This is a genomic window from Thermococcus marinus, from assembly GCF_055389025.1.
Genome location: NZ_AP042417.1, coordinates 505,735 through 530,107, shown reverse-complemented (window position 1 = coordinate 530,107; position 24,373 = coordinate 505,735). Strand labels below are relative to the sequence as shown.

Annotated in this window: 26 protein-coding genes; 13 read left to right on the top strand and 13 right to left on the bottom strand. The window is 56.0% G+C overall.

The window, feature by feature from the left end:
* Position 1: 1 nt before the first annotated feature.
* The 3 genes from ACZ5ER_RS02765 to ACZ5ER_RS02755 are packed head-to-tail and all read right to left on the bottom strand — an operon-like array spanning position 2 to position 2,250.
* On the bottom strand, positions 2 to 1,036 hold the full coding sequence (locus ACZ5ER_RS02765; protein ID WP_464934754.1) for a tetratricopeptide repeat protein: 1,035 nt from the start codon (positions 1,034 to 1,036) through the stop codon (positions 2 to 4).
* Positions 1,024 to 1,548, bottom strand: a complete 525-nt coding sequence (otg, locus tag ACZ5ER_RS02760; RefSeq protein WP_464934752.1) for a methylated-DNA--protein-cysteine methyltransferase — start codon at positions 1,546 to 1,548, stop codon at positions 1,024 to 1,026. The genes ACZ5ER_RS02765 and otg overlap by 13 nt, the downstream gene beginning before the upstream one ends.
* Positions 1,549 to 2,250 (bottom strand): RNA methyltransferase, encoded by a 702-nt coding sequence (locus ACZ5ER_RS02755; RefSeq protein WP_464934751.1) that lies wholly within the window; start codon positions 2,248 to 2,250, stop codon positions 1,549 to 1,551. It abuts the gene before it with no gap.
* Positions 2,251 to 2,287: 37 nt separating this feature from the next.
* Here ACZ5ER_RS02755 and ACZ5ER_RS02750 point away from each other — a divergent pair, with 37 nt between their 5' ends.
* The 7 genes from ACZ5ER_RS02750 (at position 2,288) to ACZ5ER_RS02720 (ending at position 8,098) form a co-directional block, all read left to right on the top strand.
* On the top strand, positions 2,288 to 2,755 hold the full coding sequence (locus ACZ5ER_RS02750) for a VHS/ENTH/ANTH domain-containing protein (RefSeq protein WP_144244790.1): 468 nt from the start codon (positions 2,288 to 2,290) through the stop codon (positions 2,753 to 2,755).
* Positions 2,756 to 2,759: 4 nt separating this feature from the next.
* Positions 2,760 to 3,674, top strand: a complete 915-nt coding sequence (locus ACZ5ER_RS02745; protein WP_050002144.1) for a 2-dehydropantoate 2-reductase — start codon at positions 2,760 to 2,762, stop codon at positions 3,672 to 3,674.
* Between the two features lie 13 nt (positions 3,675 to 3,687).
* On the top strand, positions 3,688 to 4,335 hold the full coding sequence (locus tag ACZ5ER_RS02740) for a TIGR00153 family protein (protein WP_050002145.1): 648 nt from the start codon (positions 3,688 to 3,690) through the stop codon (positions 4,333 to 4,335).
* 3 nt (positions 4,336 to 4,338) lie between these two features.
* Entirely contained in the window at positions 4,339 to 5,253 is a 915-nt protein-coding gene (locus tag ACZ5ER_RS02735) for a hydroxyacid dehydrogenase (protein ID WP_464934750.1), read from the top strand.
* Between the two features lie 179 nt (positions 5,254 to 5,432).
* Positions 5,433 to 6,725 (top strand): ATP-binding protein, encoded by a 1,293-nt coding sequence (locus ACZ5ER_RS02730; RefSeq protein ID WP_464934749.1) that lies wholly within the window; start codon positions 5,433 to 5,435, stop codon positions 6,723 to 6,725.
* A 15-nt stretch (positions 6,726 to 6,740) separates the two neighbouring features.
* Entirely contained in the window at positions 6,741 to 7,592 is an 852-nt protein-coding gene (locus tag ACZ5ER_RS02725; protein ID WP_464934748.1) for a fumarate hydratase, read from the top strand.
* Positions 7,583 to 8,098 carry a FumA C-terminus/TtdB family hydratase beta subunit gene (locus tag ACZ5ER_RS02720; protein ID WP_464934747.1) on the top strand — a complete coding sequence of 172 codons (516 nt, stop codon included), beginning with the start codon at positions 7,583 to 7,585 and terminating at the stop codon, positions 8,096 to 8,098. The genes ACZ5ER_RS02725 and ACZ5ER_RS02720 overlap by 10 nt, the downstream gene beginning before the upstream one ends.
* On the opposite strand, the gene ACZ5ER_RS02715 is transcribed toward ACZ5ER_RS02720, so the two are convergent.
* The 3 genes from ACZ5ER_RS02715 to ACZ5ER_RS02705 form a co-directional block, all read right to left on the bottom strand.
* Complete coding sequence (locus tag ACZ5ER_RS02715) at positions 8,089 to 9,375, bottom strand: NAD(P)-dependent malic enzyme (protein WP_050002150.1); 1,287 nt, start codon at positions 9,373 to 9,375, stop codon at positions 8,089 to 8,091. The two genes, ACZ5ER_RS02720 and ACZ5ER_RS02715, sit on opposite strands and share 10 nt — an antisense overlap.
* A gap of 117 nt (positions 9,376 to 9,492) precedes the next feature.
* Complete coding sequence (locus tag ACZ5ER_RS02710; protein ID WP_050002151.1) at positions 9,493 to 9,990, bottom strand: signal peptidase I; 498 nt, start codon at positions 9,988 to 9,990, stop codon at positions 9,493 to 9,495.
* A complete protein-coding gene (locus ACZ5ER_RS02705) occupies positions 9,966 to 10,514 on the bottom strand; it encodes a DUF531 domain-containing protein (RefSeq protein ID WP_050003907.1) in 549 nt (182 codons plus the stop codon). The genes ACZ5ER_RS02710 and ACZ5ER_RS02705 overlap by 25 nt, the downstream gene beginning before the upstream one ends.
* 61 nt (positions 10,515 to 10,575) lie before the next feature.
* Here ACZ5ER_RS02705 and ACZ5ER_RS02700 point away from each other — a divergent pair, with 61 nt between their 5' ends.
* A complete protein-coding gene (locus tag ACZ5ER_RS02700; RefSeq protein ID WP_050002152.1) occupies positions 10,576 to 11,652 on the top strand; it encodes a hypothetical protein in 1,077 nt (358 codons plus the stop codon).
* A 4-nt stretch (positions 11,653 to 11,656) separates the two neighbouring features.
* Positions 11,657 to 12,589 (top strand): dipeptidase, encoded by a 933-nt coding sequence (locus tag ACZ5ER_RS02695; protein WP_464934745.1) that lies wholly within the window; start codon positions 11,657 to 11,659, stop codon positions 12,587 to 12,589.
* On the opposite strand, the gene ACZ5ER_RS02690 is transcribed toward ACZ5ER_RS02695, so the two are convergent.
* On the bottom strand, positions 12,586 to 13,029 hold the full coding sequence (locus ACZ5ER_RS02690; RefSeq protein WP_050002154.1) for a hypothetical protein: 444 nt from the start codon (positions 13,027 to 13,029) through the stop codon (positions 12,586 to 12,588). The two genes, ACZ5ER_RS02695 and ACZ5ER_RS02690, sit on opposite strands and share 4 nt — an antisense overlap.
* A complete protein-coding gene (locus tag ACZ5ER_RS02685; protein WP_050002155.1) occupies positions 13,026 to 13,718 on the bottom strand; it encodes an RAD55 family ATPase in 693 nt (230 codons plus the stop codon). The genes ACZ5ER_RS02690 and ACZ5ER_RS02685 overlap by 4 nt, the downstream gene beginning before the upstream one ends.
* 78 nt (positions 13,719 to 13,796) lie before the next feature.
* On the opposite strand from ACZ5ER_RS02685, the gene ACZ5ER_RS02680 reads away from it, so the two are divergent.
* Positions 13,797 to 14,654 carry a class I SAM-dependent methyltransferase gene (locus ACZ5ER_RS02680; RefSeq protein WP_464934744.1) on the top strand — a complete coding sequence of 286 codons (858 nt, stop codon included), beginning with the start codon at positions 13,797 to 13,799 and terminating at the stop codon, positions 14,652 to 14,654.
* Here the strand turns inward: ACZ5ER_RS02680 and ACZ5ER_RS02675 are convergent.
* The 4 genes from ACZ5ER_RS02675 to ACZ5ER_RS02660 form a co-directional block, all read right to left on the bottom strand.
* Complete coding sequence (locus ACZ5ER_RS02675; RefSeq protein ID WP_050002157.1) at positions 14,651 to 16,051, bottom strand: metal-dependent hydrolase; 1,401 nt, start codon at positions 16,049 to 16,051, stop codon at positions 14,651 to 14,653. The genes ACZ5ER_RS02680 and ACZ5ER_RS02675 overlap by 4 nt on opposite strands.
* A gap of 6 nt (positions 16,052 to 16,057) precedes the next feature.
* The gene (locus ACZ5ER_RS02670) at positions 16,058 to 17,380 is read right to left on the bottom strand and encodes a tripartite tricarboxylate transporter permease (protein ID WP_050003908.1); all 1,323 of its coding nucleotides are present in this window, start codon (positions 17,378 to 17,380) and stop codon (positions 16,058 to 16,060) included.
* Between the two features lie 5 nt (positions 17,381 to 17,385).
* Positions 17,386 to 20,373, bottom strand: coding sequence for an OB-fold nucleic acid binding domain-containing protein (locus ACZ5ER_RS02665; protein WP_050002158.1), 2,988 nt, complete (start codon positions 20,371 to 20,373; stop codon positions 17,386 to 17,388).
* Between the two features lie 205 nt (positions 20,374 to 20,578).
* Complete coding sequence (locus ACZ5ER_RS02660) at positions 20,579 to 22,447, bottom strand: prolyl oligopeptidase family serine peptidase (RefSeq protein WP_464934743.1); 1,869 nt, start codon at positions 22,445 to 22,447, stop codon at positions 20,579 to 20,581.
* Positions 22,448 to 22,568: 121 nt separating this feature from the next.
* Here ACZ5ER_RS02660 and ACZ5ER_RS02655 point away from each other — a divergent pair, with 121 nt between their 5' ends.
* Positions 22,569 to 22,895 carry a hypothetical protein gene (locus ACZ5ER_RS02655; RefSeq protein ID WP_050002160.1) on the top strand — a complete coding sequence of 109 codons (327 nt, stop codon included), beginning with the start codon at positions 22,569 to 22,571 and terminating at the stop codon, positions 22,893 to 22,895.
* Here ACZ5ER_RS02655 and ACZ5ER_RS02650 read toward each other — a convergent pair.
* Positions 22,863 to 23,513 carry a serine/threonine protein kinase gene (locus ACZ5ER_RS02650; protein ID WP_050002161.1) on the bottom strand — a complete coding sequence of 217 codons (651 nt, stop codon included), beginning with the start codon at positions 23,511 to 23,513 and terminating at the stop codon, positions 22,863 to 22,865. The genes ACZ5ER_RS02655 and ACZ5ER_RS02650 overlap by 33 nt on opposite strands.
* A gap of 49 nt (positions 23,514 to 23,562) precedes the next feature.
* Here ACZ5ER_RS02650 and ACZ5ER_RS02645 point away from each other — a divergent pair, with 49 nt between their 5' ends.
* Entirely contained in the window at positions 23,563 to 23,790 is a 228-nt protein-coding gene (locus ACZ5ER_RS02645; RefSeq protein WP_014122803.1) for an Lrp/AsnC family transcriptional regulator, read from the top strand.
* A 251-nt stretch (positions 23,791 to 24,041) separates the two neighbouring features.
* Positions 24,042 to 24,251, top strand: coding sequence for a hypothetical protein (locus ACZ5ER_RS02640; protein WP_050002162.1), 210 nt, complete (start codon positions 24,042 to 24,044; stop codon positions 24,249 to 24,251).
* The last annotated feature ends 122 nt before the right edge of the window (positions 24,252 to 24,373 follow it).

The following is a 24,373-nucleotide window of genomic DNA, read 5'->3' as shown; positions in this document are numbered from 1 at the left end:
CTCAGGCCCCTTCCTTTTCATCGCCGGGGAAGTTTGAGGTCTCCTCGTTGGCCTTCATTATCTTTTGCCTGTACTCCTCGTACTTCCTCCGCGCCTCTTCTGCCTTCTCCTTCTCGCCGAGGTACTCGTAGGCCTCTGCAACGTGCTTCCACCACATCGGGTCATTTTCAGCTTCCTTGAGGCAGTACTCGAGGAACTTCTGGTATGCCTCGCGGGCCAGCTCCTCTCTGCCGAGCTTCCTCGCTATGTTGCCGACGTCCTCCCAGAAGACGCCCTCCTCCTGGGCCTCCTTGGTGTAGTACTCAAGGGCCTTCTCCCAGGCTTCCTTAGCTTTCTCCTCGTTTCCGAGCTCCTCGTAGAGCTTGGCAACGTCCTCCCAGAACCAGGGCTCCTCCTCGGCGTACTTTTCAAGCGCCTTGGCGGCCCTCTCCATGTTTCCGGCCTTCTTCCAGTACTCGTGGGCCTCCTTCAGGTAGTAGGTGTCCTTTTCCTTGTCGTAGAGGGCCTCGTATATCTCGGCGGCCTTCTCGTACTTTCCGGCCTTCTCGTAGGCCCAGGCGGCGCTCTCAAGCCAGCCGAGCTTTAGGTACATCTCCGCGGCCTTCTCGTAGTTTCCGGCCTTCTCGTACTTTCTTGCCGCCTGCTTGTAGCGTCCCATCCTCTCAAGCTTTTCAGCCGAGCGGAAGCGGTCGGCTATGCTCAAATCGGGCTCGCTTATGTACCATATTCCGAAGGCCAGCAGGAGGACGAAGAACGCTATGATTCCCCCAACGATTTCGAGCTTCTGCCAGGTGAGCACGAGGTAGGAGCCGTAGCCCGCTATCGCGGTGAGGACTGCCAGAATGGCCCCGTACTTCCAGCTCTCGGCGTAGAGTGTCAGCGCCGTAAAGAAGAGCAGCGCGAGCGTGAAACCGACGAAGCCTATCGCGAGGACAACCTGCACCAGCTTCCAGAAGCCCCAGTTGTAGACTATGAAACCGGCCACCGCAAGGAGGGCAACGAGGAAGCCGATTATATAGGCTTTCAGCTTGTCCATTCCTTCACCCCCTCAAGTTCGAGCAGGAACTTCTTTTCTTCAATCCCAAGGTTATAGTGGCCTATGCCGTCATTCGCCACAACCCTGTGGCAGGGAACGATTATTGGATACGGATTCCTCTTCATCGCCCCGCCGACCGCTCTCGGCGACGTTTCAAGGGCCTTTGCAAGGCTACCGTAGGTTATAACAGCCCCTCTTTTAACGTTTTTCGTGAGCCATTCGTAAACGCGCCTCTCAAAGGGTGTTACACCCTCGAAGGAGAGCTCGGAAAGGGCTTTCTCGTTGTCAAGCTCCCCAACCATAACGCGATAAACGAGCTCGGTGTAGTTGCTCGGCTGGACGTCGAGGGAAACGGCAACGTTTCTCCCCCGCAGGAACCCGGCGAGGTTTCTGATTCTCTCCAAAAGCTCGCCCCTCGTGAAGGCGAAGCTTACACCCTGAATCCTCCCGTGAAAGATTACCCCAATCCAGACGTCTCTCCCGTTGACCCTAAACCTCTCCACCGCGAGCATTCAGCATTCCTCCAGCCTCTTAACGGCCCTTCTCAGCGGGCCTATGAGGGTGTGCACCTCCCGACCATAGAGGAAGGCCTTACCGACTGCCTTCCGGAAGACCTTAACGAAAACCTCTCGCCTCTCCTCGTCCTTGGGGTAGTTGAGAGCGTTTAAAAGCTCGGCCCATACCCTAACGAGCGCCTCCTTTTCATCTCTCGTCGCAGGTTTTAGGGCTTCAGCGGAAGGCTCGGGCCTGGTCTTTGAAAGCTCGTAGAGTATAACCGCGACCGCCTGCGCGAGGTTCATAACGGGGTAATCCTCGCTCGTGGGGATTGTGACCGTGATGTCAAGCCGCTCAAGCTCCTCGTTTTTCAGGCCAATGCTCTCCCTGCCAAAGAACAGGCCCACCCTACCGGTGTAGCCCTTGAGGGTCTCCCTAAGCTCCCAGGGGTACATAGGGGCCCGGTATGGGATAAACCTTGCCCCAGGTTTCCCGGTAGTCCCCACGGTCAGGTCAAACAGCTCAAGGGCTTCATCAAAGCCCTCCAGCACGACGGCGTTATCGAGCACGTCCTTGGCGTGAACGGCGTAGCTGTAGCTCTCCTCTGTCAGGTTCGGCCTCACGAGGACTAACCTCGAAAAGCCGAAGTTCTTCATGGTCCTCGCTATCATTCCTATGTTCGCCGGCCCCTCCGGTTCGACTAGAACAACAGAGAGCATCGGTATGCATTTAAGGGGAAGTCTTTAAACAGTTGCGGTGGGAGTAATGTATTCGCTGGCTTACATTCCGCTTGTCCTCCCCGCGGTGAAGAAAAAAGCAAGGCCGTTTTCGGCGGGGGCTTTGCTGGCCTTTGCGGTGAGCTATCCCCTCCCAGAGGAGGCCATGTACGGCCTGATTGCGCTCTCCGTTCTTCTCCTTGCACTGGGCTACCCCTACGAGAAACAGCCCGTTAAGTTCTGGGAGCGCTTCTTAAACGCCGTGATAGGGGGCACTGGCCTGGCGATAGCGCTCGGCCTCCGTGAACTTGGAGAGGCAGGCGCAGTCCTCGGCGTTGCAGTTCCATTCCTGCTAACGAAAAACAGGGTTCTTGCCTCGTTTGGGCTCCTGCCCGCGTCGGCGCTCTACCTGACAGGGGCTTACAGGGTTTCAGAAAACGCGAAGCTGACACTCTTTGCGCTGGTTTACATCTATTCGCTCCACCACATGAGAAAGCTGCTGAGGTGAGACCATGAAAGTCTACGTGCTCGGTGCGGGAAGCATTGGCTCCCTTTTCGGTGCCCTCCTGGCGAGAGCGGGGCACGACGTCCTTCTCATAGGGAGAGAGGAGCAGGTCCGGGCAATCAAAGAGAAAGGGCTGAGAGTTGTGGGCGCTGAAGAGTTTAAGGTGAAGGCAAAGGCGACGACTTACGCCCCCAACGAGCCCCCGGAGCTGCTTCTCCTGACAACGAAGTCGTACTCGACGAAGACGGCCCTTGAATGCGCGAGAAGATGCATAGGGGAAAACACGTGGATTCTAAGCGTCCAGAACGGCCTCGGGAACGAGGAGCTGGCACTAAAGCTGACACCGAACGTAATAGGCGGAGTAACGACCAACGGGGCCATGCTCGTTGAGTGGGGAGTCGTTAAGTGGGCGGGAAAGGGGATAACCGTCATCGGAAAGTATCCGACAGGAAGAGCTGAGTTCGTTGAGGAAGTCGCGAGGGCCTTCACCGAGGCGGGATTAGAAACGAAGGTCACAGAAAATGCCATCGGCTGGAAGTGGGCGAAGGCAATAGTGAACTCCGTGATAAATGGGCTGGGAACAGTTCTGGAGGTCAAAAACGGTGTCCTCCGCGAGATACCGGAGCTCGAAGGAATTTCCATAGAGATAGCGAGGGAAGGCTGCATAATCGCCCAGCAGCTCGGCATCGAGTTCGAAGTCCACCCCCTTGAGCTCCTCTGGGACACGATAGAGAGGACAAAGGACAACTACAACTCGACCCTGCAGGACGTAATGCGCGGGAGAAGGACGGAGGTGGACTACATACACGGCAAAATCGTGGAGTATGCGCACTCGGTCGGCCTTGAGGCCCCGAGGAACGAGTTGCTGTGGGCACTTATCAAGGCAAAGGAAAACCTAAATAGGAGTTCCACGAATCCTTAAGTGGGGTGTGAACATGTCACTCTTCGGGGGTAAGGAGAACGACGTTTTTGAGGCCATAGACAGGCACCTTAACGTTGTTTACGAGACCGTCAAGACGTTTGAGAAGCTTATCGAAGCCTACCTCAACGGCGACTTCGAGAGGGCCAAGGAGCTTGAGGAGGAAGTAGGGACCCTTGAGAGCGAAGCAGACAAGCTCAGGAGGAGCATCGAGCTCATGCTCTATGAGGGCGCCTTCCTCCCCGCCAGCAGGGGAGACTACGTGAGGCTGAGCGAGCTGATAGACCAGGTCGCCGACGCTGCCGAAAGCGCGGCCCACACCCTCATTCTGGCCAAGCCCAAGGTTCCGGGAGAGCTCAAGAACGACCTAATGAACCTTGTAAGGGAATCCGTGAAGACGTACGAAAAGCTCATGGAAGCGGTAAAGGCGCTCAACAGGGACGTAGATAAAGCCATAGAGCTCGCCAAGGAGACCGAAGACCTCGAAGAAAATGCCGATGAAGTAGAGTACCGGCTCAAGGGGATGGTGTTTGAGAGCGAGACCATAACCACCTACGCAAAATTAATATGGAACCAGATTCTTACAAAAATCGGCGACATAGCCGACCGCGCGGAGGACGCCTCCGACCAGGTCATGCTGATGGCTATAAAGAGGAGGGGATGAAAAATGAAAGTTCTCGTTGCGGCGCCACTTCACGAGAAAGCTTTGGAGGTTTTGAAAAACGCAGGTTTTGAGATTGTTTACGAGGAGTACCCAGACGAGGACAGGCTCCTTGAGCTCGTCCGTGATGCTGACGCTATCATCGTCAGGAGCAAACCAAAGGTTACGAGGAAGGTTATAGAGGCCGCTCCAAAGCTCAAGGTCATCGGAAGGGCCGGCGTCGGCCTCGACAACATAGACCTTGAAGCGGCAAAGGAGCGCGGTATAAAGGTCGTCAACAGCCCGGGAGCGAGCTCAAGGAGCGTTGCCGAACTGGCAGTTGGGCTCATGTTCGCCGTCGCCAGGAAGATAGCCTTCGCCGACAGGAAGATGAGGGAAGGCGTCTGGGCCAAGAAGCAGTGCATGGGCATCGAGCTTGAGGGCAAGACCATTGGAGTTATCGGCTTCGGAAGGATAGGCTACGAGGTCGCCAAGATAGCCAACGCCCTCGGCATGAAAGTCCTGCTCTACGACCCCAAGCCAAACGAGGAGCGCGCAAAGGAAGTTGGAGGAAAGTTCGTCAGCCTTGAGGAGCTCCTCAAGGAGAGCGACGTCGTTACTCTACACGTCCCGCTCCTCGATGCAACTTACCACCTCATCAACGAGGAGCGCCTTAAGCTCATGAAGAAGACCGCGATACTCATAAACGCCGCCCGCGGGGCCGTCGTTGACACCGAGGCCCTCGTCAAGGCCCTCAAGGAGGGCTGGATCGCCGGGGCCGGCCTCGACGTCTTCGAGGAGGAGCCACTGCCGGCGGATCACCCGCTCACCAAGCTCGACAACGTTGTTTTAACGCCGCACATCGGCGCCTCAACTGAGGAGGCCCAGATGCGCGCTGGCGTTCAGGTCGCGGAGCAAATAGTCGAGATTCTCAAGGGCTGATGCCCTTTCCCTTCTTACTTCTAACGCCCGCTGAACCAAGTTCGGTGTTCTCGGGGCAGATACTACCAGTATAATGTGATAGTTTGGGCGAAATGTTTACCAGTATGGTGGTAGAGTTTTGGGAAAAAGTCCGCCAGTATAGTGGTAAACTTTATAGGAAGTTTGCACCAGTTTAGCCCATGAAGGCGGAGAAACTCAAAAGGATTTTAGCCGACCAATGGGAGACCCTCCGCGAGAAGCTCGAAAGGGAGAACATCGTCGAGAGGGAGCTAAAAGAGAAGATAGTGAAAAACTTCAGCCCAACGGCCCACATAATAACGGGGCCGAGGCGCTCCGGAAAGTCCGTTCTCTCGGCAACCCTGCCGGGCAAGCCACTCTACGTGAACTTCGAGGATCCTGCGATGGCAGGGTTCGAGGTGAGGGACTACAAAGAGCTACTCAAAGCCGGTTACGAGCTCCTCGGCGAGTTCGACTACATAGTCCTCGACGAGGTTCAGGAAGTTGAAGGCTGGGAGCGAATGGTCTCGGTTCTGAGGGAGAGCTATCCCACCGTCGTCACGGGAAGCAACGCCCGCCTGCTCTCGCGGGAGTTCTCAACCTACCTGACCGGCAGGTACCTGAGCTACACCCTCCTCCCGTTTTCGTTCAGAGAGTTCTTAGCTTACAGGGGAATTAAGCCGGAGGTTAGAACCACGAGGGACGAGGCAAGGGTAAAGAGAGCCCTAACGGAGTACATCGAGCGCGGGGGCTTTCCAGAGGCACTGCGCTTCGGCAGGGAGTACCTCGTGAACCTCTACAACGACATAATCACGAGGGACGTTATAGTCCGCTACGGCATTAGAAACGTCCGCGAGCTGAAGGAGGCCGCGTTCTATCTCTTCTCGAACTTCGCGGGCAGGTTTACCTATAGCAAGACAAAGAACGTCCTTAGAATCGGCAACGTCGAGACGGTCAAGAACTACGTCGAGGATCTCCAATCGGCCTACCTGATATTCGAGCTTCCCAAGTTCTCCTTCAAGCCGAAGGAAGTCGTTAGAGGCGATAAAAAGGTCTATGCAATCGACACGGGAATGCTCAACGCCGTCCTGCCGAAGGTTTCCGAGAACATCGGCAGACTCATGGAGAACGTCGTCTTCCTTGAACTCCTACGGTTCAAATATTACAAGAGACCCAGTGTTGAACTCTACCATTATCGGGACACCAAAGGCGAGGTGGACTTCGTCGCCAAAGAGAACGGAAGTGTTGAGCTGATTCAGGTCACCTACGCTTCAGAGGAAGGGGAGATAGCAAAGAGGGAGCTGGAAAACCTGTTCAGAGTTATGGAACTCTTCGGCGTGAAAACCGGGACGCTCGTGACGTGGAACTACTCCGGAGAAATAACGAGGGACGGACTACGGGTTAACGCCGTTCCCCTCTGGAGATGGCTTTTAAATTCTCGCGTCAATCTTTTTAACTTTCACACCCAACCTTAGACAGGTGAGTGCCTATTGATAGATGCCATCGTCGAGGCGATAAGGCTCGCTGTGACGAGGATTCCAGACGACGTCGTTTCCGCTTTGAGAGAAGCCTACGAGCGCGAGGACAACGATGTGGCGCGCTTCAACCTCGGGAACATCTTGAGGGCGATAGAGATTGGCAGAACCGAGTCAATACCCGTCTGCCAGGACACGGGGACGCTTACGTTCTTCGTAGAGGCCGGCGTGGAGAGCCCGTTTCTCGGAGAAGTTAAAGACTGGCTCGTCGAGGCGACGAGAAAAGCTACCACGGAAATCCCGCTCAGGCCCAACGCCGTGGACGTTCTCACAGGGGAAAACTCCGGCGACAACACGGGCAAAGACGTTCCAGTAATCCACTGGGAGCTCGTCCCTGGTGATGCTATAAGAATAGCGGTACTCCCCAAGGGTGGCGGAAGCGAGAACTGCTCCGCCTTGGCAATGCTCACGCCAGGCGAGGGCTGGGAAGGAGTTAAGCGCTTCGTGGTCGAGAAGGTTAAGGCCTGCGGTGGAAAGCCCTGTCCTCCGGTTGTTCTGGGCATAGGCGTCGGTGGTGGCGCCGATTACTCCCTCCTGCTGGCGAAGAAGGCCCTCCTCAGGCGGGTCGGCGAGAGGAACCCTGACGAAAGGATTGCGGAAATCGAGGGGGAGCTTCTGGAGGAAATCAACGCCCTCGGAGTCGGCCCGATGGGGATGGGCGGGAAAACGACCGCTCTGGACGTGAAGATAGAGGTCACCCACAGGCATCCTGCGAGCTTCCCCGTTGGTCTAATAGTCCAGTGCTGGGCCAACAGGCGGGCCTTCGTGAGGATAAAACCCGACGGGAGGGTCGAGGTGTGGCAGTGAGGCTGAGAACCCCGCTGAGCACGGAGGATGTCCTTAGACTGGAGGTGGGGGACGTCGTTTACCTATCGGGAGAAATCGTTACCGCGAGGGACTCGGCCCACAGGCGGATTCTGAGCCTTCCGAAGGAGGAACTGCCCTTCAACCCCGAGGGGGCCGTAATCTACCACTGCGGGCCCGTCGTGAGGAAAACCCACGGGAGCTACGAGATAGTCTCGGCAGGGCCGACGACGAGCGCGAGAATGAACCGCTACCTCGACGGGGTTCTTGACCTGGGTATCAGGGGGATAATAGGGAAGGGAGGAATGAAAGCTGAGCCGTTCAGGGGCAGAGCGGTTTACTTCGCCTTTACTGGAGGGGCCGGCTCACTCGCCGCCAAAAGCGTAAAGCGGGTCAGGGCCGTCCACTGGCTTGACCTTGGAATACCTGAGGCCCTCTGGGTCCTTGAGGTGGAGGACTTCCCCCTGCTGGTTGCAATCGACGCGCACGGGAACTCGCTCTACCGGTAGGCCTTACGCTCATCATTCATGGGGACTATGAACCTGGAGTAGAACTCCCTCCACTTCCTTAGCCTCTCCGCGACCTCCTCTGGATTAACGCGAACCCTTGCAACGCCTTCCTTCATGGCTTCCTCAGCGACAGCCTTCGCCACAGTGGGGTGAACGTCGGGGTGGAAGGGTGAGGGGATTATCTCCTCCTCGCTCGGCTCTATCACGGAGGCCATGGCCTTTGAGGCTTCGATTATCATGCCGTCCGTTATCGTCCTGGCCCTCACGTCAAGGGCCCCGCGGAAGATTGCAGGGAAACCGAGCAGGTTGTTTATCTGGTTCGGGTAGTCGCTCCTCCCCGTTGCCACGATCCTCGCACCGGCTTTCTTTGCCTCTTCCGGCAGTATCTCGGGCGTTGGATTGGCGAGCGGAAACACTATCGCGTCGTCGGCCATGCCTCTTACCCACTCGGGTTTTATGACGCCCGGCCCGGGCCTCGTGAATGAGATGAGAACGTCCGCTCCCCTGAGCGCCTCAGCCGAACCTCCCTCAACTCCCTCGCCGTTCGTTCTTGCCAGAAGTTCGCCCCTGTATGGAAACAGCTCTTCAAGGGGAAGGTCTGAAGTCAGAACCCTCGGCTTCCCATCAACGAGCTCAACGACGCGGACGTTTTCAGGCTTGACGCCGGCCTTGACGAGGAGCCTGAGCGTTGCAAAACCGGCAGCACCAGCCCCGAACAGTGCGATGCTGACCTCCCCCAGCTTCTTGCCGACGACCTTGAGGGCGTTGATAAGGCCAGCCAGAACGACGCTCGCTGTCCCCTGCTGGTCGTCGTGAAAGACAGGTACCTCCAGCTCTTCCCTGAGCCTCTCCAAGATGTAGAAGCACTTCGGCGAGGCTATGTCTTCGAGGTTTATCCCGCCGAAGGAGGGTGAAACGGCCTTAACGACCTCGATGAACCTTTCTGGTTCTTTTTCCGCCAGAACGAGCGGAAAGGCATCAACACCGCCGAAGGCCTTGAAGAGAAGCGCCTTTCCTTCCATCACGGGTAGGGCGCCGAGAGGCCCTACGTCGCCGAGGCCGAGAACCCTGCTCCCGTCGCTCACCACCGCAACCGTGTTAGCCCGATTGGTATATTCGAAAACCTTCTCAAGTTCTCTGCTTATCTCACGCGAAACCTCGGCGACGCCTGGCGTGTAGGCCAGCGGGAGCGTCTCCCTGGTGAGGGGAACCTTCGGAATGACCTCTATCTTGCCGTTGCCTATGAAGTTGCCCCTGTGAAACTCCTTCGCGTCCATTCAACCACCGGAGGGGTTGGCATGAGGAAGTTAAAATGCCTTTCGATGAAGGGAAAAATTGACAAGAACCGGTCAGGGGCCGATTAGCTCATCACGGCTCAGCTACCTACCCTCACATCATCCCAGCCCCAAAGCGGTGCGAATCCAGAGCGGAATGAGGCCTATCTTCGGGAACACCATCTCGGCCTTGGCCTCGACGGCGTAGGCTGGGACACAGCCGGCCATATACCCCTCGGGGAGCAAGACTTCCAGCGGGCCTTCAGAGGAGGGGTACGGGGGGTCGGGGACGGGGTTGTTGTCCCCCCACGTCACGTAGCACGTCTCGGGCCTTCCGTTGATTTTAACGGTGGAAACGTACCGGACGCGGTGGATTATCGGGTACTCGTAACCGGGGCGCTTGTAGACTATAACGTCGCCGACCTCCACTTGGTCGGGGCTCGTAACGCCCCTCAGGAGGACGATGTCTCCCCGGTAAAACACCGGCTCCATCGAGCCGCTGACGACTATAACTAAGGGAGAGTCCGTGTGGAGGGCCACCCTAAGCCCCACGTGGATTCCAAAGACGACGACCAGTGCAACAACGAGCCACGCTACTTCCCTCTTCCACTCCCCCATCTCAGGGCCTCCATATACGTGGCGATTCTAACGGCTATGGCACCTATCGCGGTGCACGTCTCAAGGCTGACTCTCTTGCCCGTGACGTCCATATGATAGCGTGCCAACTTAAAGGTTTCCTTCGGGAGACCGTGTCTCCCGAGCCCGATGAGGAGCAGAAAGCGCTCGCCGTTGAGAGCCCTCTCAGCAAGTTCTAAGGGGGTTATCTCCTTATCCCCAGAAGGCTTTCTCGTGGTCGCCACAGGAACCCCAAACTGGGGCGGAAATCCCCTCTTCGGGAAGTCCAGCAGGTGGAAGCGGTTCCCGCGGGCGAGCTCAATCAGGTACTTACCCCCCTCTCCTATCGTGGTGTGCCCGCTGACTTCCTCCGCAACGTCGAGGGGCTTTCCGTCGAAGGGGAACCCCACAAGGGCCAGGTGAAAGCCGTAGGCGTATGCTATCGGAGCGGAGCGGGCTATCGCACGAAGATGGGCCTCGTGAAGCCTCCTAACATCGTATGTGTTGTACAAGGCTAAGGTCAGCATCGGCATGGTTCTTAGAACACTGGGAATGTTTATAAGGGTTTAGAAGCTAGTAAAAACCACTATGACCACTCTAGAGGATATCCGGGCTCTGGCGGAGAGGGGGCAGTTTGAGGACGCGCTCGGGCGGATTGAAGAACTTGACAGCAGGCTAGACCAGATAAAGGCCCTCATAGACGTCGCCATAATTATGAAGGAGAAAGGCAATCCTGAGGACTGGATTATAGGACTCATTGAGGACGCCGAATACATAGCTGGGCACTGTAAGGACCCGTACACCAGAACAGTAGGATACGGCATAATCGCGTTTGCTTTTCACACCCTGGGATACTACAATGAAGCCTCAGAGGCATTTAACACGGCCATAGATGAGGCCGGGAAGATTAAGGACCCCCTGGCACGGGGACAGGCCATAGCGACTGTAGCCTACTACATCGCCACCACCGGCGACGCCGAGACCGCAATGGAGCTCTTTAATACGGCCTTTGAAGTGATAGCCAGGGCCGAGGTTGAGTACCGGGCCAAAGTTGACGGCCTCCTTAGGGTGGCTGAACTCCTAGAAAACGCTGGAGACGCGCTGTTCTCAAAGAACGCAATAGAGTTCTACAGAATAGCCTTCGATATCTTTGACAAACTCCACGTGAACCAGAGGGCAGGGGTCGTTGAGAAGAAGCTCCAGCTGGCAGAGATTACCAGCGAGACGGGCCTGCCCGAGATACGGCGGGCCCTACTTGAGGGGCGTTACCACTACGCACTGGCACTCATAAGGAGGAAGTTTAGGGGGGCGTCTAGGCTTATAGGAGAGCTTGAGGCCGCTCTGTGGATGAAGCGCGTAAACGACCCGACTTATATTGACGTGGTCGAAGAGGCCCTTAAGGAGACAAGAGAAGTCGAGCTCTCACCCGCGAGCGCCGAGAGGATAGCAACCCTTCTTACCCAGCTTGGAAGCCTGAGGGAAGCCCTTGCCTTCGCACAGCTGATAGACGATGCAACCAGGAAGAGCAGCGCCCTCAGGGGGATAGCCCTTGCCCTCGCAGAGAGGGAGGAGTACGAGGACGCCGAGAAGGTCGCGGAGCTGATACCTCTACCACACGTCAGAGAGGAAACCTTAAGGGACATAGAGACCATGTCCCTTGGGTGAGCCCATGATTTTCGATGCCCATTCCGACCTGCCGACCTTTGTCTATGATGAGAGAAAGGCCGGAAAAACGCGCGTCCTTGAGGAAAACTATGAGAAGTTCTTCAACGGCTGGGTTAGTTCGAGGGTTATGGCAATCTGGACGAGGCCCGAGAGGAGAAAAGACGCCACCACCTACGGCCTGGAAGTCCTAAACGCTCTTCTGAGGGACGTTGAAGAGAGCGAGCGCTTTGAATTAGTCACAACAGTCAAAGAAATGAAAAAAGCCATAGAAGACGGGAGGGTCGCCCTCTGGCTCGGCCTTGAGGGCGGAGAGCCAATAGGGGAGAGCCTCGACGTCCTTGAGGTCTTCCACAGGCTCGGCCTTAGGGTTCTAACACTGACCTGGAGCCTGCGCAACGCGATAGGCGACGGTGTCTTTGAGAGAACTGGCGGCGGACTCACCAACTTCGGCGTCGAGGTCGTCGGCAAGGCAGAGGAGCTCGGCATCGTTATAGACCTCAGCCACATAAACGAGGCCGGCTTCTGGGACACCCTTGATGTAACGTCTTTCCCGGTCATAGCCTCCCACTCCAACGCAAGGGCCCTCTGCGACAACCCAAGAAACCTGACGGACGACCAGCTGAAGGCGATAGCCGAGAGGGACGGTGTCGTCGGGGCAGTTGCGATACCGAGCTTCGTGGACAGGGAAAGGCCAACACTGGGGAAGTACGTGGAGCACATAAAGTACATGGCAGACCTCATCGGCTACAAACACGTCGGCCTCGGCTTTGACTTTGTTTACTACCTCCAGGGCTGGAGCGGAAGGAGCGTTGAGGGCTTTGAAAACGAGTCAAAGATTCCCGCGCTGGTGGAGATGCTGAAGGAGAACTTCAGCGAGAAAGAGGTAGAGGCAATAACGTTCAAAAACTTTGAGAGGGTTTTTGAGAGGATAACCTAAGGCTTCCTCAGGAAGGAGGGGCATCTTAGGGGCCTCTTGCTGTTGGGAAAACCCACAAAGCCGAGGAATCTCACCTCGCCAGTGAGACGTACTGAGAGCATGCCGAAAGTCTTTGAACGCTCCGTGGCTGAACGAACTGTCTCAGTGCTGAGCTCGACCTCAAGGGTAGGGGGACTGTAACTACCAAGCGCTATGGCCTGCTCCCTGTCAGAGGCCCCCTTTCGCCTCCCTTTTTTGAAAGCATTGACAGCACTCGACAGGACGTTATTGGCCTCTGCCTCCATGAAAACACGGTTCTTAAGCTCCCTGGCCCACCCGCTCCACGCGAGATGACCCGAGTAGCCCAAGAGATAGCCGAGTAAGTAGGCCTTTCGTACGGGGTCGGTCTCCAATAGTATCTCCTTTACCGTCACCGGCTTTTCGCTGAAGCGTTTGCTCATACGAGCGGCCCCCTGACGTAGAGCCCGCGAGGCCCGAACTCAATTCGGTGCATCTTCGTTTCGTGGTTCGTCCTGCGCATCTTGAGAACCTGAATCGCCCTCACCATATCGGCACCGTCCAAGTAGTAGTGAAGCATTATAACGCCATCAACCAGGTAGTATTCCTCCGTATAGCGGTCGAGTTCAGTCATTTCAGCAATGAAGATACTGGTTATCCCCAGATCCTCGATTGTCCTAATAAACGTCGCCAGCTCGGCCCTCTTCTCCGCAAGATTGGTGGTTGGAAAGTCTATCGCCGTCAGGGGATCTATCACGAGCCGTGAGACATTCGCCTCCCTCGCGAGGTCTTTAATGCGGATCATCACACTGCTCCACTGGGGCGGCTTTGCAGTGGAGCCCCAGAGCTCCCTCCCAAGGTCGTAGAGGATGAAGTTCCCATTGGCAACGTAGTCCTTCACCCGCGGATCAAAGCGCTCAAAATCCTTGAGAACTTCATCAGGCTTGTAGACGAGTGAGATGTAAGCAACGCGTTCGCCGTTCCTTGCACCCTCTGCAAGGAACTGCATTGCGAAGGTCGTCTTCCCGCTCCCAGGAGGACCAGTCACTAGGTAAGCCTTTCCGGGTATAAATCCCCCCTCAATTAGCTCGTCAAAGCCGGGCACCCCGGAGGGGATCCTTCCCCACGTCATGTTTTCGCCCCCCACAATAATAAAACCAAGGTGCAAAATTATATAAAAGTATGGCGGACTGTAAGGCTGGGGAAAGGCATGGACGCTTACTTTTTAACGGCCAGGGACGCAAGGAGAATGCTCCTTTCAAGGGGGGCAGTTAAGCTCAACCTCGACCTTAGAAAAACAAACAGGACGTGGGAAGTTGTCCGAGAAGGCGCCGAGTTCATCTTTCCCGACGGTACGCGGGTTGAGAGGGAAATAATCGAAAGAATTGCGAGGGACGAGGGGAGCGTCTACTTCGTTAAGGACGGGAAGGTCTACAAGGCGGCGATAGCGGGTGAGCACTTCTACAAGCTCGTTCCAACAATCCCGCCGACGATAGAGATAAACGGCATCAGGATGCACAGGACTAAGGGGGTAAACCCCCTCCAGGACACGAGGAACAAGGTGAACACGGTCAAGCCAAAGGAAGGAGAGACCGTCCTCGACACCTGCATGGGGCTCGGCTACACCGCCATAGAGGCCTCGAAGCGCGGGGCCTACGTCATGACCATCGAGAAAGACCCCAACGTCATCGAGCTCGCGCGCATAAATCCCTGGAGTCGGGAACTGTTCACGGGAGGCAAAATCCAGGTGATTCAGGGAGACGCCTTCGAGGTCGTGAAGAAGTTCAAGGACGGGAGCTTTGACGTTGTAATCCACGACCCGCCGCGATTCTCGTTAGCCGGCCACCTCTACTCGGAAGAGTTCTACCGCGAGCTTTTCAGGGTTTTAAAACCCGGAGGAAGGCTCTTCCACTACGTAGGTAACCCAGGAAAGAAATACCGGGGGAAAGACCTTCAGAAGGGCGTCATGGAGCGGCTGAGGAGAGCGGGCTTCATGGGGGTTAAAAGGGTCGAGGAAGCGCTTGGAGTCGTTGCGAGAAAACCCGAAAAGAAGGGGGGAAGGGATTAAATCCCTCCGACCTCTTCAAGCTCTTCGAAGGCCTCAAGGTTCGTGTAGTAGTCCATCAGCTCGGCTATCTCCCTTCTGAGCTTGAAGCTCCTGAGTATTGCAATTCCAAAGCCTATTATTGACGGCCACGCCAGCAGGAGGAGCAGCTTTGCGTCGCTCATCGGTATGGGTCTCGGGTCGGTGAAGCGGTTGAAGTTCCATATCATAAAGGCTATCATCAGCCAGGCGGTGGAGAAGTTGGTGAGCCCGCTGCCGCTCTCGCCGAGCTTGAAACCGGGGATAACGTCCTTGGTGATGGGTGGCAGGAGGTTGCTTCCCATGAATCCGAGCTGGTCTTCGAAGACGTGGAGCCACTGGCCAATCATTGAAGCGATGGCAAGCTCCGTGGCGTGCGAATAGCCTATCAGCTTGAAGAAGGCGAAGACGACGAGGCCTATTATGATGCCCATCGTGAGGGAGTGGCTGAAGCCGTGGTGCCATGGCAAAAACCTGTCCTTGACGACGGTCTTGCCCTTGAACGTGGCTCTCCTGAACGCTATCTCCGGGCCGGAGAAGGAGTCTATCCTCGTGGGCTTGGGGTAGGTCTTGATGAAGGGAACGCTGACCTTCGCTATTCCATAGCGCCTGTACTCGGGCGGCTTGTCCGTTATGGCCACTCCTCCAGGGGTCACTATCGGCCCCATCTCGACGCGGACTTCCCTCTTCGGCGGGTCGAGGTGGACGAAGAACTGCCTGTAAACGTCTCCTGGCAGGCGGATGTTGTGTATCTTGACTATCCTCTCGCCCTCGTGGTAGGCCTCCTCGATGGCCCTTGCTATCGTCTCCGCTATGCCCTGCGGGTGCGGTGCGTCGCTGACGACGAGCTTGAGGGAGCCGTCCTCATCAACATCGACGTAGCCAAAGACGAGCATCTCCCTGCCTTCCTCTATCTTTCCGAACTCCTCCTCGAAGAACTCGTAGTCATCTCCGAAGGCCTCAACGGTAATCTTCCCTGTTCCGTCGTTGAGGGTGAAGACTATGCTGTTGTAGCTATCCGTCACGGTCTCTTCCGTTCCGTCCTCGCGGAGCACCTTGTAAGTGAGCTTTCCTGAACCCCGGACGAGGATTTCCTCGACCTTTCCCTCGACGGCAAAGAACTGGTAGCGGTTCTTCTCGCTAAGCTCGCTGATTTTAACGAGCTTCGGAGCGTAGTGCTTCTTCTCGTCCCACGGGGCCGGGTCTATCTCGTAGTCCCTTCTGGCGAAGAACTTCCCGAACTTGAAGTCCACGAAGTCGGGGAAGTAGGCAGCGGCTGCAGCTATGACGGGGATGAGTATGCCGAGGCGCAGGTCGCCGACGAGGGCGGCGAAGAAGGTCGCCGCCGCGAGACCCGATATGTAGTGCGTGAATCCTCTCATCTTACATCACCCCAGCCCGAGCAGGTGCATGAAGTACCCGGTGTGTCCAGTCATGCTGATGAGCACGGGCAGTACGAGCCCTCCAAGGCAGTAGCTCCTCCTGGTGTTGAAGGCCGCCGCCATCATTCCAATGGCCGTTGAGACGAAGAGCACGACAACTCCCATCGGGCCCGTGAGGAGGTAGGAGATAACTACTAGGACTACTGCCACGATGTACGAGAGCTTCTTGATGTGGAGGACGTTGAAGCTCCTGGCTATGAACTTGGAGAGGTAGTAGGTGAACAGGAAGCTTATTCCCGCGCTGAGCAGTATGACGCCCATGGCGGCAAGGTACTCCGAGTAGCTCTTTGGCGTGTAAACTGAGCTCACGAGCCATGCCGCCGCTCCCCTCGTGAGCCTGAGGTTCGGCAGGAAGAGGAGCGTGAAGGCTCCAACGTAGTAGATGACCCTGTTCACGCCCTGGCTTATGATGAAGGCATCGTCTCCACGCTGGCTCGTCATGTGGCCGGCTACGAGCGCACCCATACCTCCGGTGATTATTGGGTAGACTGCCGCTATGGTTCCACCGAGCGCTCCACCGAAGGTGGCCTTGAGGGCGTTGTATATGCTACTCTCGACCTTGTCCTCTGGGACCTGCTCAAGCATCGGCGGGTTGGAGAGTATGTTGAGGAGAACCCACGACATTCCGAAGAAGCCTATGAACATCGGGGTCAGCCTGGTGTAGGCGCTCGTAGTCGGAAGGAGGTTGGTGTTCATAACGATGAAGCCCAGTATTCCTGAGATGAAGAACACTAGGATTCCGCCGAGTATCTGCCTCCAGGCCAGCCAGAGCCTCTGGAGGGGCGTCTTTCCGCGGTCGCCTTCCTTGGGCCACTCACTCATGAACATGAAGACCACTATGGCGACGAGGAAGTAGGTTATGTAGGGGCTGGTGGCCTGGTAGATTGGAGGTAGAACCTTCGGGAATATGAAGAGCGCCCCCAGCACGAGGACGAGGGTTCCTGCAACTGCACCGATGAGGTAAAGGAGAACCGCCTCATGTCCCCTGCCTAGGAGCAGGTAGCGCTGGGTCGGGAAGAGGAGGAACACCGCGCTCTCGTCGGCGACGCTGAAGTAGACGCTCGATATCGCGCTTACGAAGGCATAGGCCACTATGGCCCCTATGGCGAAGAACGGGAAGGCCTGCACGGGCATGAGCTCGCCGACGCCAAAGACCGCCACGAGGAGGGCCATTATGTTGAATATGTGGAACCCCGGAATCCACGAGATTAGTGAGCCGAACAGCACTCCAGCGAACGACCAAAGTAAAAGGTCGGAGAGGGGAATCATGGCCATCACCTCACCTCGATACAGTCAGTTCTGTAGGGAATGACCTCAACGGTTCCCTTGTACTCCGAGACGTAGCCCGCTACTCTGACCGTCTGGCCCTTCTCGAAGCTCATGTCTCCAGCAACGCTCTTCGGAATGAATACCACCAGCTCGCCGCTTCCGTCGTCTACGGTAAGCTTGATGAAGGAACTGCCCACATAGACGTCCTTAACGGTGCCCTCGACAACGACGGTCTTTCCGAGCAGGTCAAGGGTGACCTTGCCGGTCTTGAGCTCCTCCGCCGGGACTGCCTCAACAACGGTTATGGAGACGACCTTCTTGGCGTCAGCGTCGTAGGTTATCCTGAGGGTGCTTCCGGTTCCAGCTTCCCTCGGGTCTGGGAGGAGCTCTCTCTGGACCGGGAGCTCTGCACTTCCGCTGTCGTCGTGGACTTTCATGAAGTAGCCGTTGTCGTAGCCAAGCTCGTCCCATACCACCGTGAGGTTAACGACTCCGGTGGCACTTGAAAGCTCGGCGACTTTCACTTCTTCCGTTGCGGAGGTCTCCTCAGAGGGGCCCTCGGAAGGTGCCTCTTCCACGATGACCGCGTTGAGGTCGTAGACGACTATCTCCGCCTCACCGTTGTACTCATCAACGTATCCAGCTGCACTGACAATCTGCTCCTCCTTGACGCTGAGGTCGGCTCCACCCGGTATGAAGACCGTTACCTCACCGCTTCCATCGTCCACCTTCAGCTTGAGGTTGCTTCCAACGGTGGCAACCTCGGAAACGGTTCCCTTTACGGCAACGGTCTTGCCCTTCATGGAGAGGTCGACGGCACCCGTGCCGAGCAGTGGCGATGGTTTGGCCTTGATGACCTCAAGCTGGGTTATTCTGCCGGAGAGCGGGTCAGCAACTACCTTAAGGGTGCTTCCGGTACCGGCTTCAAGCGGGTTCGGCAGGAGCGAGCGCTCGGCGAGGAGCGTCGCGCTTCCGGTGGAATCGCTGACTGTCAGGGCGTAGTCCGGCTTCTGGTAGGCAATTGAGTCCCAATTTACAGCCAGGAGGAGCGGTTCAGAGGCGGTCTTCAGGTCGGAGACCGTTCCTTCGACTGATCCGCCCTGCTGGAGCTTTTCAATGGCGAGAGGGTTGAAGACGACAACCTCTGGCTCGCCGCGGTAGATTTCAACGTATCCACCGACCTGCACGATATCGCCAGCAGACGGAACATAGGTCAGCTCATTGGCAGCCGCCCTCGGAACGAAGACCGGCAGGTTACCGATGGTTATCTTGAGGTTGCCGCTGAGGTTTGCCACGTCAGTGACCTTGCCGACGACCGCGACGAGCTGGCCCTCCATCTCCGTTGTGACCTCGTCGGGCTTGAGCGGAACCGGGGCCACGGGCACTTCAACCGTGATGTTCTCGCCCTTCACAAGGCTCTCATCAACGACCGTGCCCCTGACAACGACCTGGCTACCGGTACCCGCTTCGAGCGGGTTGAGGTTGAGGAGTGCATCCCTCTGGAGGGAGACTTTAACACCGTCGACGGTGATGTAGTATGTGCCGTCGGAGTACGTTACTCCCTCCAGAGAGCCAGCGAACTCAACGGGCTGACCCTTGTAGTCAGCGAGCTGAGAGGCGCTGACCCTCGGGAGCTCAACGGTCTGGGGCCGGACGGGTTCTCCAAGGGCCCTTATGCCGGCTCCAGTGTAAACAACTATTTCAAGCGCACCGCGGTACTCCTCGAGGTATCCGCCAACCTCAACACCGAGACCGTCCTTGAGCTTGTCAATAGTCTCGTTGGAAATCTCGGCGAGGGTTGCCGACGGAATGAAGACGTCAATCTTTCCAGTTCCGTCGTCAACAACGAGCTTGAGGTTGGAGCCCACCCTGACGACTTCCTCGATGTTGCCCTTCACCGCAACTATCGAGCCAATCATGTCAGAGGTTAGGGTTCCGATGGGCCTGAACTCGGCCTTACCGGGCTTGACGATGCTCAGGTAAGCCGCAACGAGCCTGCCGTCGTCTCCCATCTTTCCGGCAACCTTAATGACGCTCTCGCTCGATACTCTGAACGGGTCGAGGTTTGCGAGAACCTCGCGCGGGGCAATGACCTCAAGGTAGTTCTGACCGTCGGTAAGGGTAATCACATAGCGGCCGCTCTCGTAGGTTACGCCCGCAAGGGAACCCTCAACGGACATTGCCATTCCTGGATAGCCGTGGGCTTCTCCTATCTGAACGACTGGGGCGTTTTCAATAGACTTTACCGAGACCTGGGAGAGGTCCCTAACGACTATCTCAGGAGATGAACCCTTGTAGAGATAAACTATTCCCGGGGCGTACACAGTGTCGCCAACTTTCACATTGAAGTCATTGAAGACCAGCAGAACCCTTGGGATAAGGACTGCAACCTCAGAGTCGCCCGTGTCCACAGTAAGCAGGTATCCAGAGCTGACGTTTAAGAACTCGGTGACGATGCCCTCAACAGCCACGTAGGTGTTGGCCATATCGGGGGTCAGGGAAGTGACGACCTGAGGGTTCTCGGAGTAGAGCTTCGAGTCGAACTTCAGGCCGTCGAGGTACTGGAGCATCGAGTAGGTGTACGTCTCCCTCACGCGGAGCTGGACTTCTGCAGTCACGTTGTCCCCTGGGAAAGGGATAACGCCCTTTTTCAGCATCTCATCGGCGAGTGGCGAGTATACCCTGACGTCAATTTGACCCGTCCCATCGTCAACCGTGAAAGTTAAGGAAAGCTTTCCGCCCGACTGCGACACGTAGGGAACACTGGCCACTGTGCCGCTAACCCTCACCACCGCGTAGTTCATCATGTAGTTGCCGTAGACGTCGCTTACTTTCACAAGAGGAGCCTGAGCACTCTGAGCGGCGACGAGAAGAATAGCGACGCCGATTACCGACAGGAGAATGGAGATATATTTGAGCCTCGACACGTCGAGCTTCTTCTGTTCTTTCAGCCCGTGGTAGTAGAGCTTTTTCTCACGTTTCTTTTCCGTCATACATGATACCTCCTGGCCATTGATTTGGCAACCCAGTTGATGGATTGTATTTTTAACATTTTCGTGTCAAAATAAGGCAGAGTTGGGCAGTTTTGAGCAAAATAGTACATTACACGTTGGAGAAATAATTAAATACTCTGATTAAAAGTCCACACTAGACAGTGTCAAGACAAGGAAAATCGCGTTAAGAAGAAAAAAGATAACATCAGTTCCCATTCCCCTTGAGTATCTTCTCTACCTCAAAGCCCTCCTCGTACTTCTTGAGCTTGCGCTCGAAGAACTCTATGAAGAGCCTGTAGCGCTTCGCCCTGTGCCTCGGGCTTCCGCGGACGCTGTGGCCGTGGGCGCCGCGCTTGAATATCGCTATGTAGGCTTCCTTGCCCATGTCCTTGAGCACGTTGTAGAACATAAGGCTCTGGTCGAGCGGACAGCGGTAGTCCTCAAGCGAGTGGATTAGGAGTATCGGCGCCTTCACGTTCTGAGCGTAGAACAGCGGGCTGAGCTTCCTGAAGTTCTCGTTCTCTAACGGATTTGGCCCGATGACCTCGACGTCGTACCAGAGCCCTATGTCCGAGAAGGCGTAGCTGGTGAGCCAGTAGCTTATGCCGTTCTCGCTTATTCCTGCCTTGAAGAGGTCGCTCTGAGTCAAGGCCCAGTTGGTCATGAAGCCGCCGTAGCTTATGCCCGTTATTCCAACGCGCTCCCTGTCGGCCTGCGGTTCGAGCTTGAAGAACTCCTCGATGCCGTTCATTATGTCCTCAAAGTCCTCCAAGCCAGTCCTCTCCAGGACGCGGAGCGCGAAGTCCTCGTCGTAGCCGTCGCTGCCGCGCGGGTTCACGAAGACGACGTAGTAGCCCTTGCTCGCCATCAGCTGCATCTCGTAGACGAAGCGGTGGCCGTACATCCCCTTCGGCCCGCCGTGGACGAAGACTATCACCGGGGCCTTCTCCTCTTTAACCTCCGGCCTGAGGTACCAGCCGTCTATCTCGAGGTCTTTGCTCTTGAAGCGGAAGTGCCTCGGCTCGAAGGTCTTGAGCTTCCTGAATATCGGCCCGTTGTATTCGGTGACCTGTTTCAGCTCGCCGTCGTAGAGGTAGAGCTCGCCTATCCTCGTGGCGGTCATGATGAGGAGCAATGCTTTGCCATCGCTGACGTCAAGCCCGTAAATCCAGTGGTCGCCGGTAACAACACGCTCGGCCTTCCCGTCCCAGAGCCAGAGGTTTACCCTGCCAGCATCTGGAGTGAGGAAGTAGACCTTTCCTTCCGTGAGCTTGGCTTCCCAGACGTCGAGCGGGCCCTCGTAGATCGGTTTAAGCTCGCCGTCCCAGAGGTACAGCCAGTCGTGCTCGCTGATGAACCGCTTTTCTTTCTTGCCCCTCAGGAGTATTCTCTTTCCGTCGGAGTCAACCGCCTCGAAGGAGACCCTCTCGAAGAGCTTCTCTTCCTCCCCGTCCTTCCATAGGACTATGTCGTAGAACTTGAACAGGGCAGGCTTGCTCCCCTCGCGGTGCGGGACGTTCACAACTATCGCATCGCCGTGCCAGAGGCCACTCGAAAACCTCAGCTTCTCAAACTGTTCGAGTATCTCCTCGCTTTCAGTGTCGAGAACCCAGAATGTGGTCTTCTCCCCGTCGAAGAATCCCATATTGTCGAACCAGACCGGGACGTCGTCGTCAAAGACGAAGTCCTCATCGTCCCTCCTCTTGAAGCCGACAACTAAGAGTCTCCTCGAATCGTCGTTCCACTGCATCGAGCGGACGTTTTTAGTTGAGAGGACTTTCTTGGCGCTCAGGGTCTGGATATCGGCCACCCATATCTCGGTCTCCTTCTTCTCCTCGTTAAAGCAGGTGAAGGCGAGCTTTCTGCCGTCTGGCGAAATCCTCGGCATTGAGGCGTTCTCGATGAAGCGCCTTGAGCCCGTTTCAAGGTCTTCAACAACAACCGTGCTCTCGTACTTGTTGTCCTTCATGTTGGCCTTCGTCAGGGTGTACGCGATTAAGTTTCCCCGTATCCTCGGGTCGCCCAGGTAGGCGAACTTAGAAAAGGTCTCGTGGTTCCATTCGATGCCGGTCATAACGCTATCACCAGGTTTCAATAGACACAGCGGAGTATATAAGCTTAACTTTGATGGACAGCATTGGGCACGGAGAACATTTAAAAAAGAGCCCGCCGATATGATGGGCCAGGTGAGAGACGTGAAGGAGACGAGCGCTATAGCGATAATCTTCTCAACTGGGATAGTCCTCTCACTCCTGCTCAAGAACTACATAGGGATAGCGGTGGCGGCCATTGGAATTCCGGCGTACCTAGCGTACACCGCCCGCGAGCAGAACATCCTCGCGAAGTCGAGGCTCTACGACAGAGACCTCTTTATCATGATTGGAATCTCGGTAGTGGTAATCCTCGTGTTCAACTACTTCCTCGACCCGAGGATTGGGCTCATAGCCCTTGCCGTTGTTGTCCCGCTTCTTGCGGTCTGGGCAGACAGGCTAAAGACCGGAAAGGAGCTCCAGAAGGCGTGAGAGCCGGCCAGTCCTCTTGTATTCCCTCAGCGCTTCTTTAACATTCTCTCGAAAGCCCTCGTCGAGGTCGAACTTTGAGTAGAGCCTCTCGGAAATCGCGTTTTTACCCACGAACAGCATTGAAAAAGTTGACGTGAGGTTGTTGGGCTTCCTCCAGCCTGCCTTCTCGAAGTCTATAATCCACACACGGGCGCCAACTATGATGTGCTTGCCCCCCTGCATCTGGCCGTGGTCGAGGCCGAGCCTGTCGAGGAGGGCAGTCTTTTCGGCTATCTGAAAGAGGTGGCGCTTTTCGATGTCGGCGTAGAGTATAGGCTCGCCCTCGGCGAACTCCCTGACGATGTAGGGGAGTCCCTCAAACGTCCCGGTGAAGAGCAACGGCGGGGTTATTCCAAAAGGCCGTATGGCCTTAAGTATATCGGCCTCCCTGTCGAAGTTGCTCCTCGGGGAGTCTGGTCTCTGGAGCTTTACGATGGCCTTTTTTCCCTTAAACTCTCCCACGAACACGAGGCTCGTCGTCCCCTTGGAGAGCGGCCTAACCCCATCAAACCCAAGTTCACCGAGGCGGGTCAAAAACCGCTCAAGCCTTTTACGACCAATGATGTTCTCGAACGTCATTCTCGATAAGCTTAAATAGGGCGAGGGTTAAATATTTTTGGTGATACCCATGGTGACGGCTTTTATTTTGATGGTTACGGCCGCTGGAAAAGAAAGGGAAGTTATGGAGAAGCTTCTTGCCATGCCCGAGGTTAAGGAGGCCTACGTCGTCTACGGCGAGTACGACCTCGTCGTTAAGGTTGAGACCGACACGCTAAAGGACCTCGACCAGTTCATAACGGAAAAGATAAGGCGCATGCCGGAGATCCAGATGACCTCGACGATGATAGCCATCTGAACCTCCCTTCCGTTATTCCATTCTCTCTTAATATTAGAACGCTTTCGAAGCCCATCCTTCAGAACAGGGCAAAGTTCACGCTCAAAAGCACTATCGTGACGATGGGAACTAAAAATATCACCATTTATTTGAGTATAGAAAATGTAACTTAACCGGTGGGTTTTTACTTTAATTTTTAACTTAAAGTTTACGAAACTTTTTTGAATCCAGAATTATTTGCCCAGAGCTGAAAATCCTTGGAGGTGGTAACATTGAACCGCCAGGGAATTGTTGGAGTGGTATTTCTCTTCCTAGTTCTAACTCTACCAGGAACCTCCGCCCTTTCCCTGCCTTGGTCAGGGCTTCCGATTTTGGGGACAGAGAGTGGCGCCTATCCAATTCGTCTCGAGAGCGTTGAGCAGAGCGGCAACATCGCGGTCATTACCTGGGACGTCCCACCGAACTGCATCTCCGGCTACTGAACAGTCCTCATCAGCAAAGACAGGAGAACTGTAAAGGAAAGAGTTCATCTTGGCCGTCTCAAGCCGTGGGGCAAGAAGGTTGCCGTTTTCCTGAACGTCAAAGAGCCAGTTTACGTCAAGCT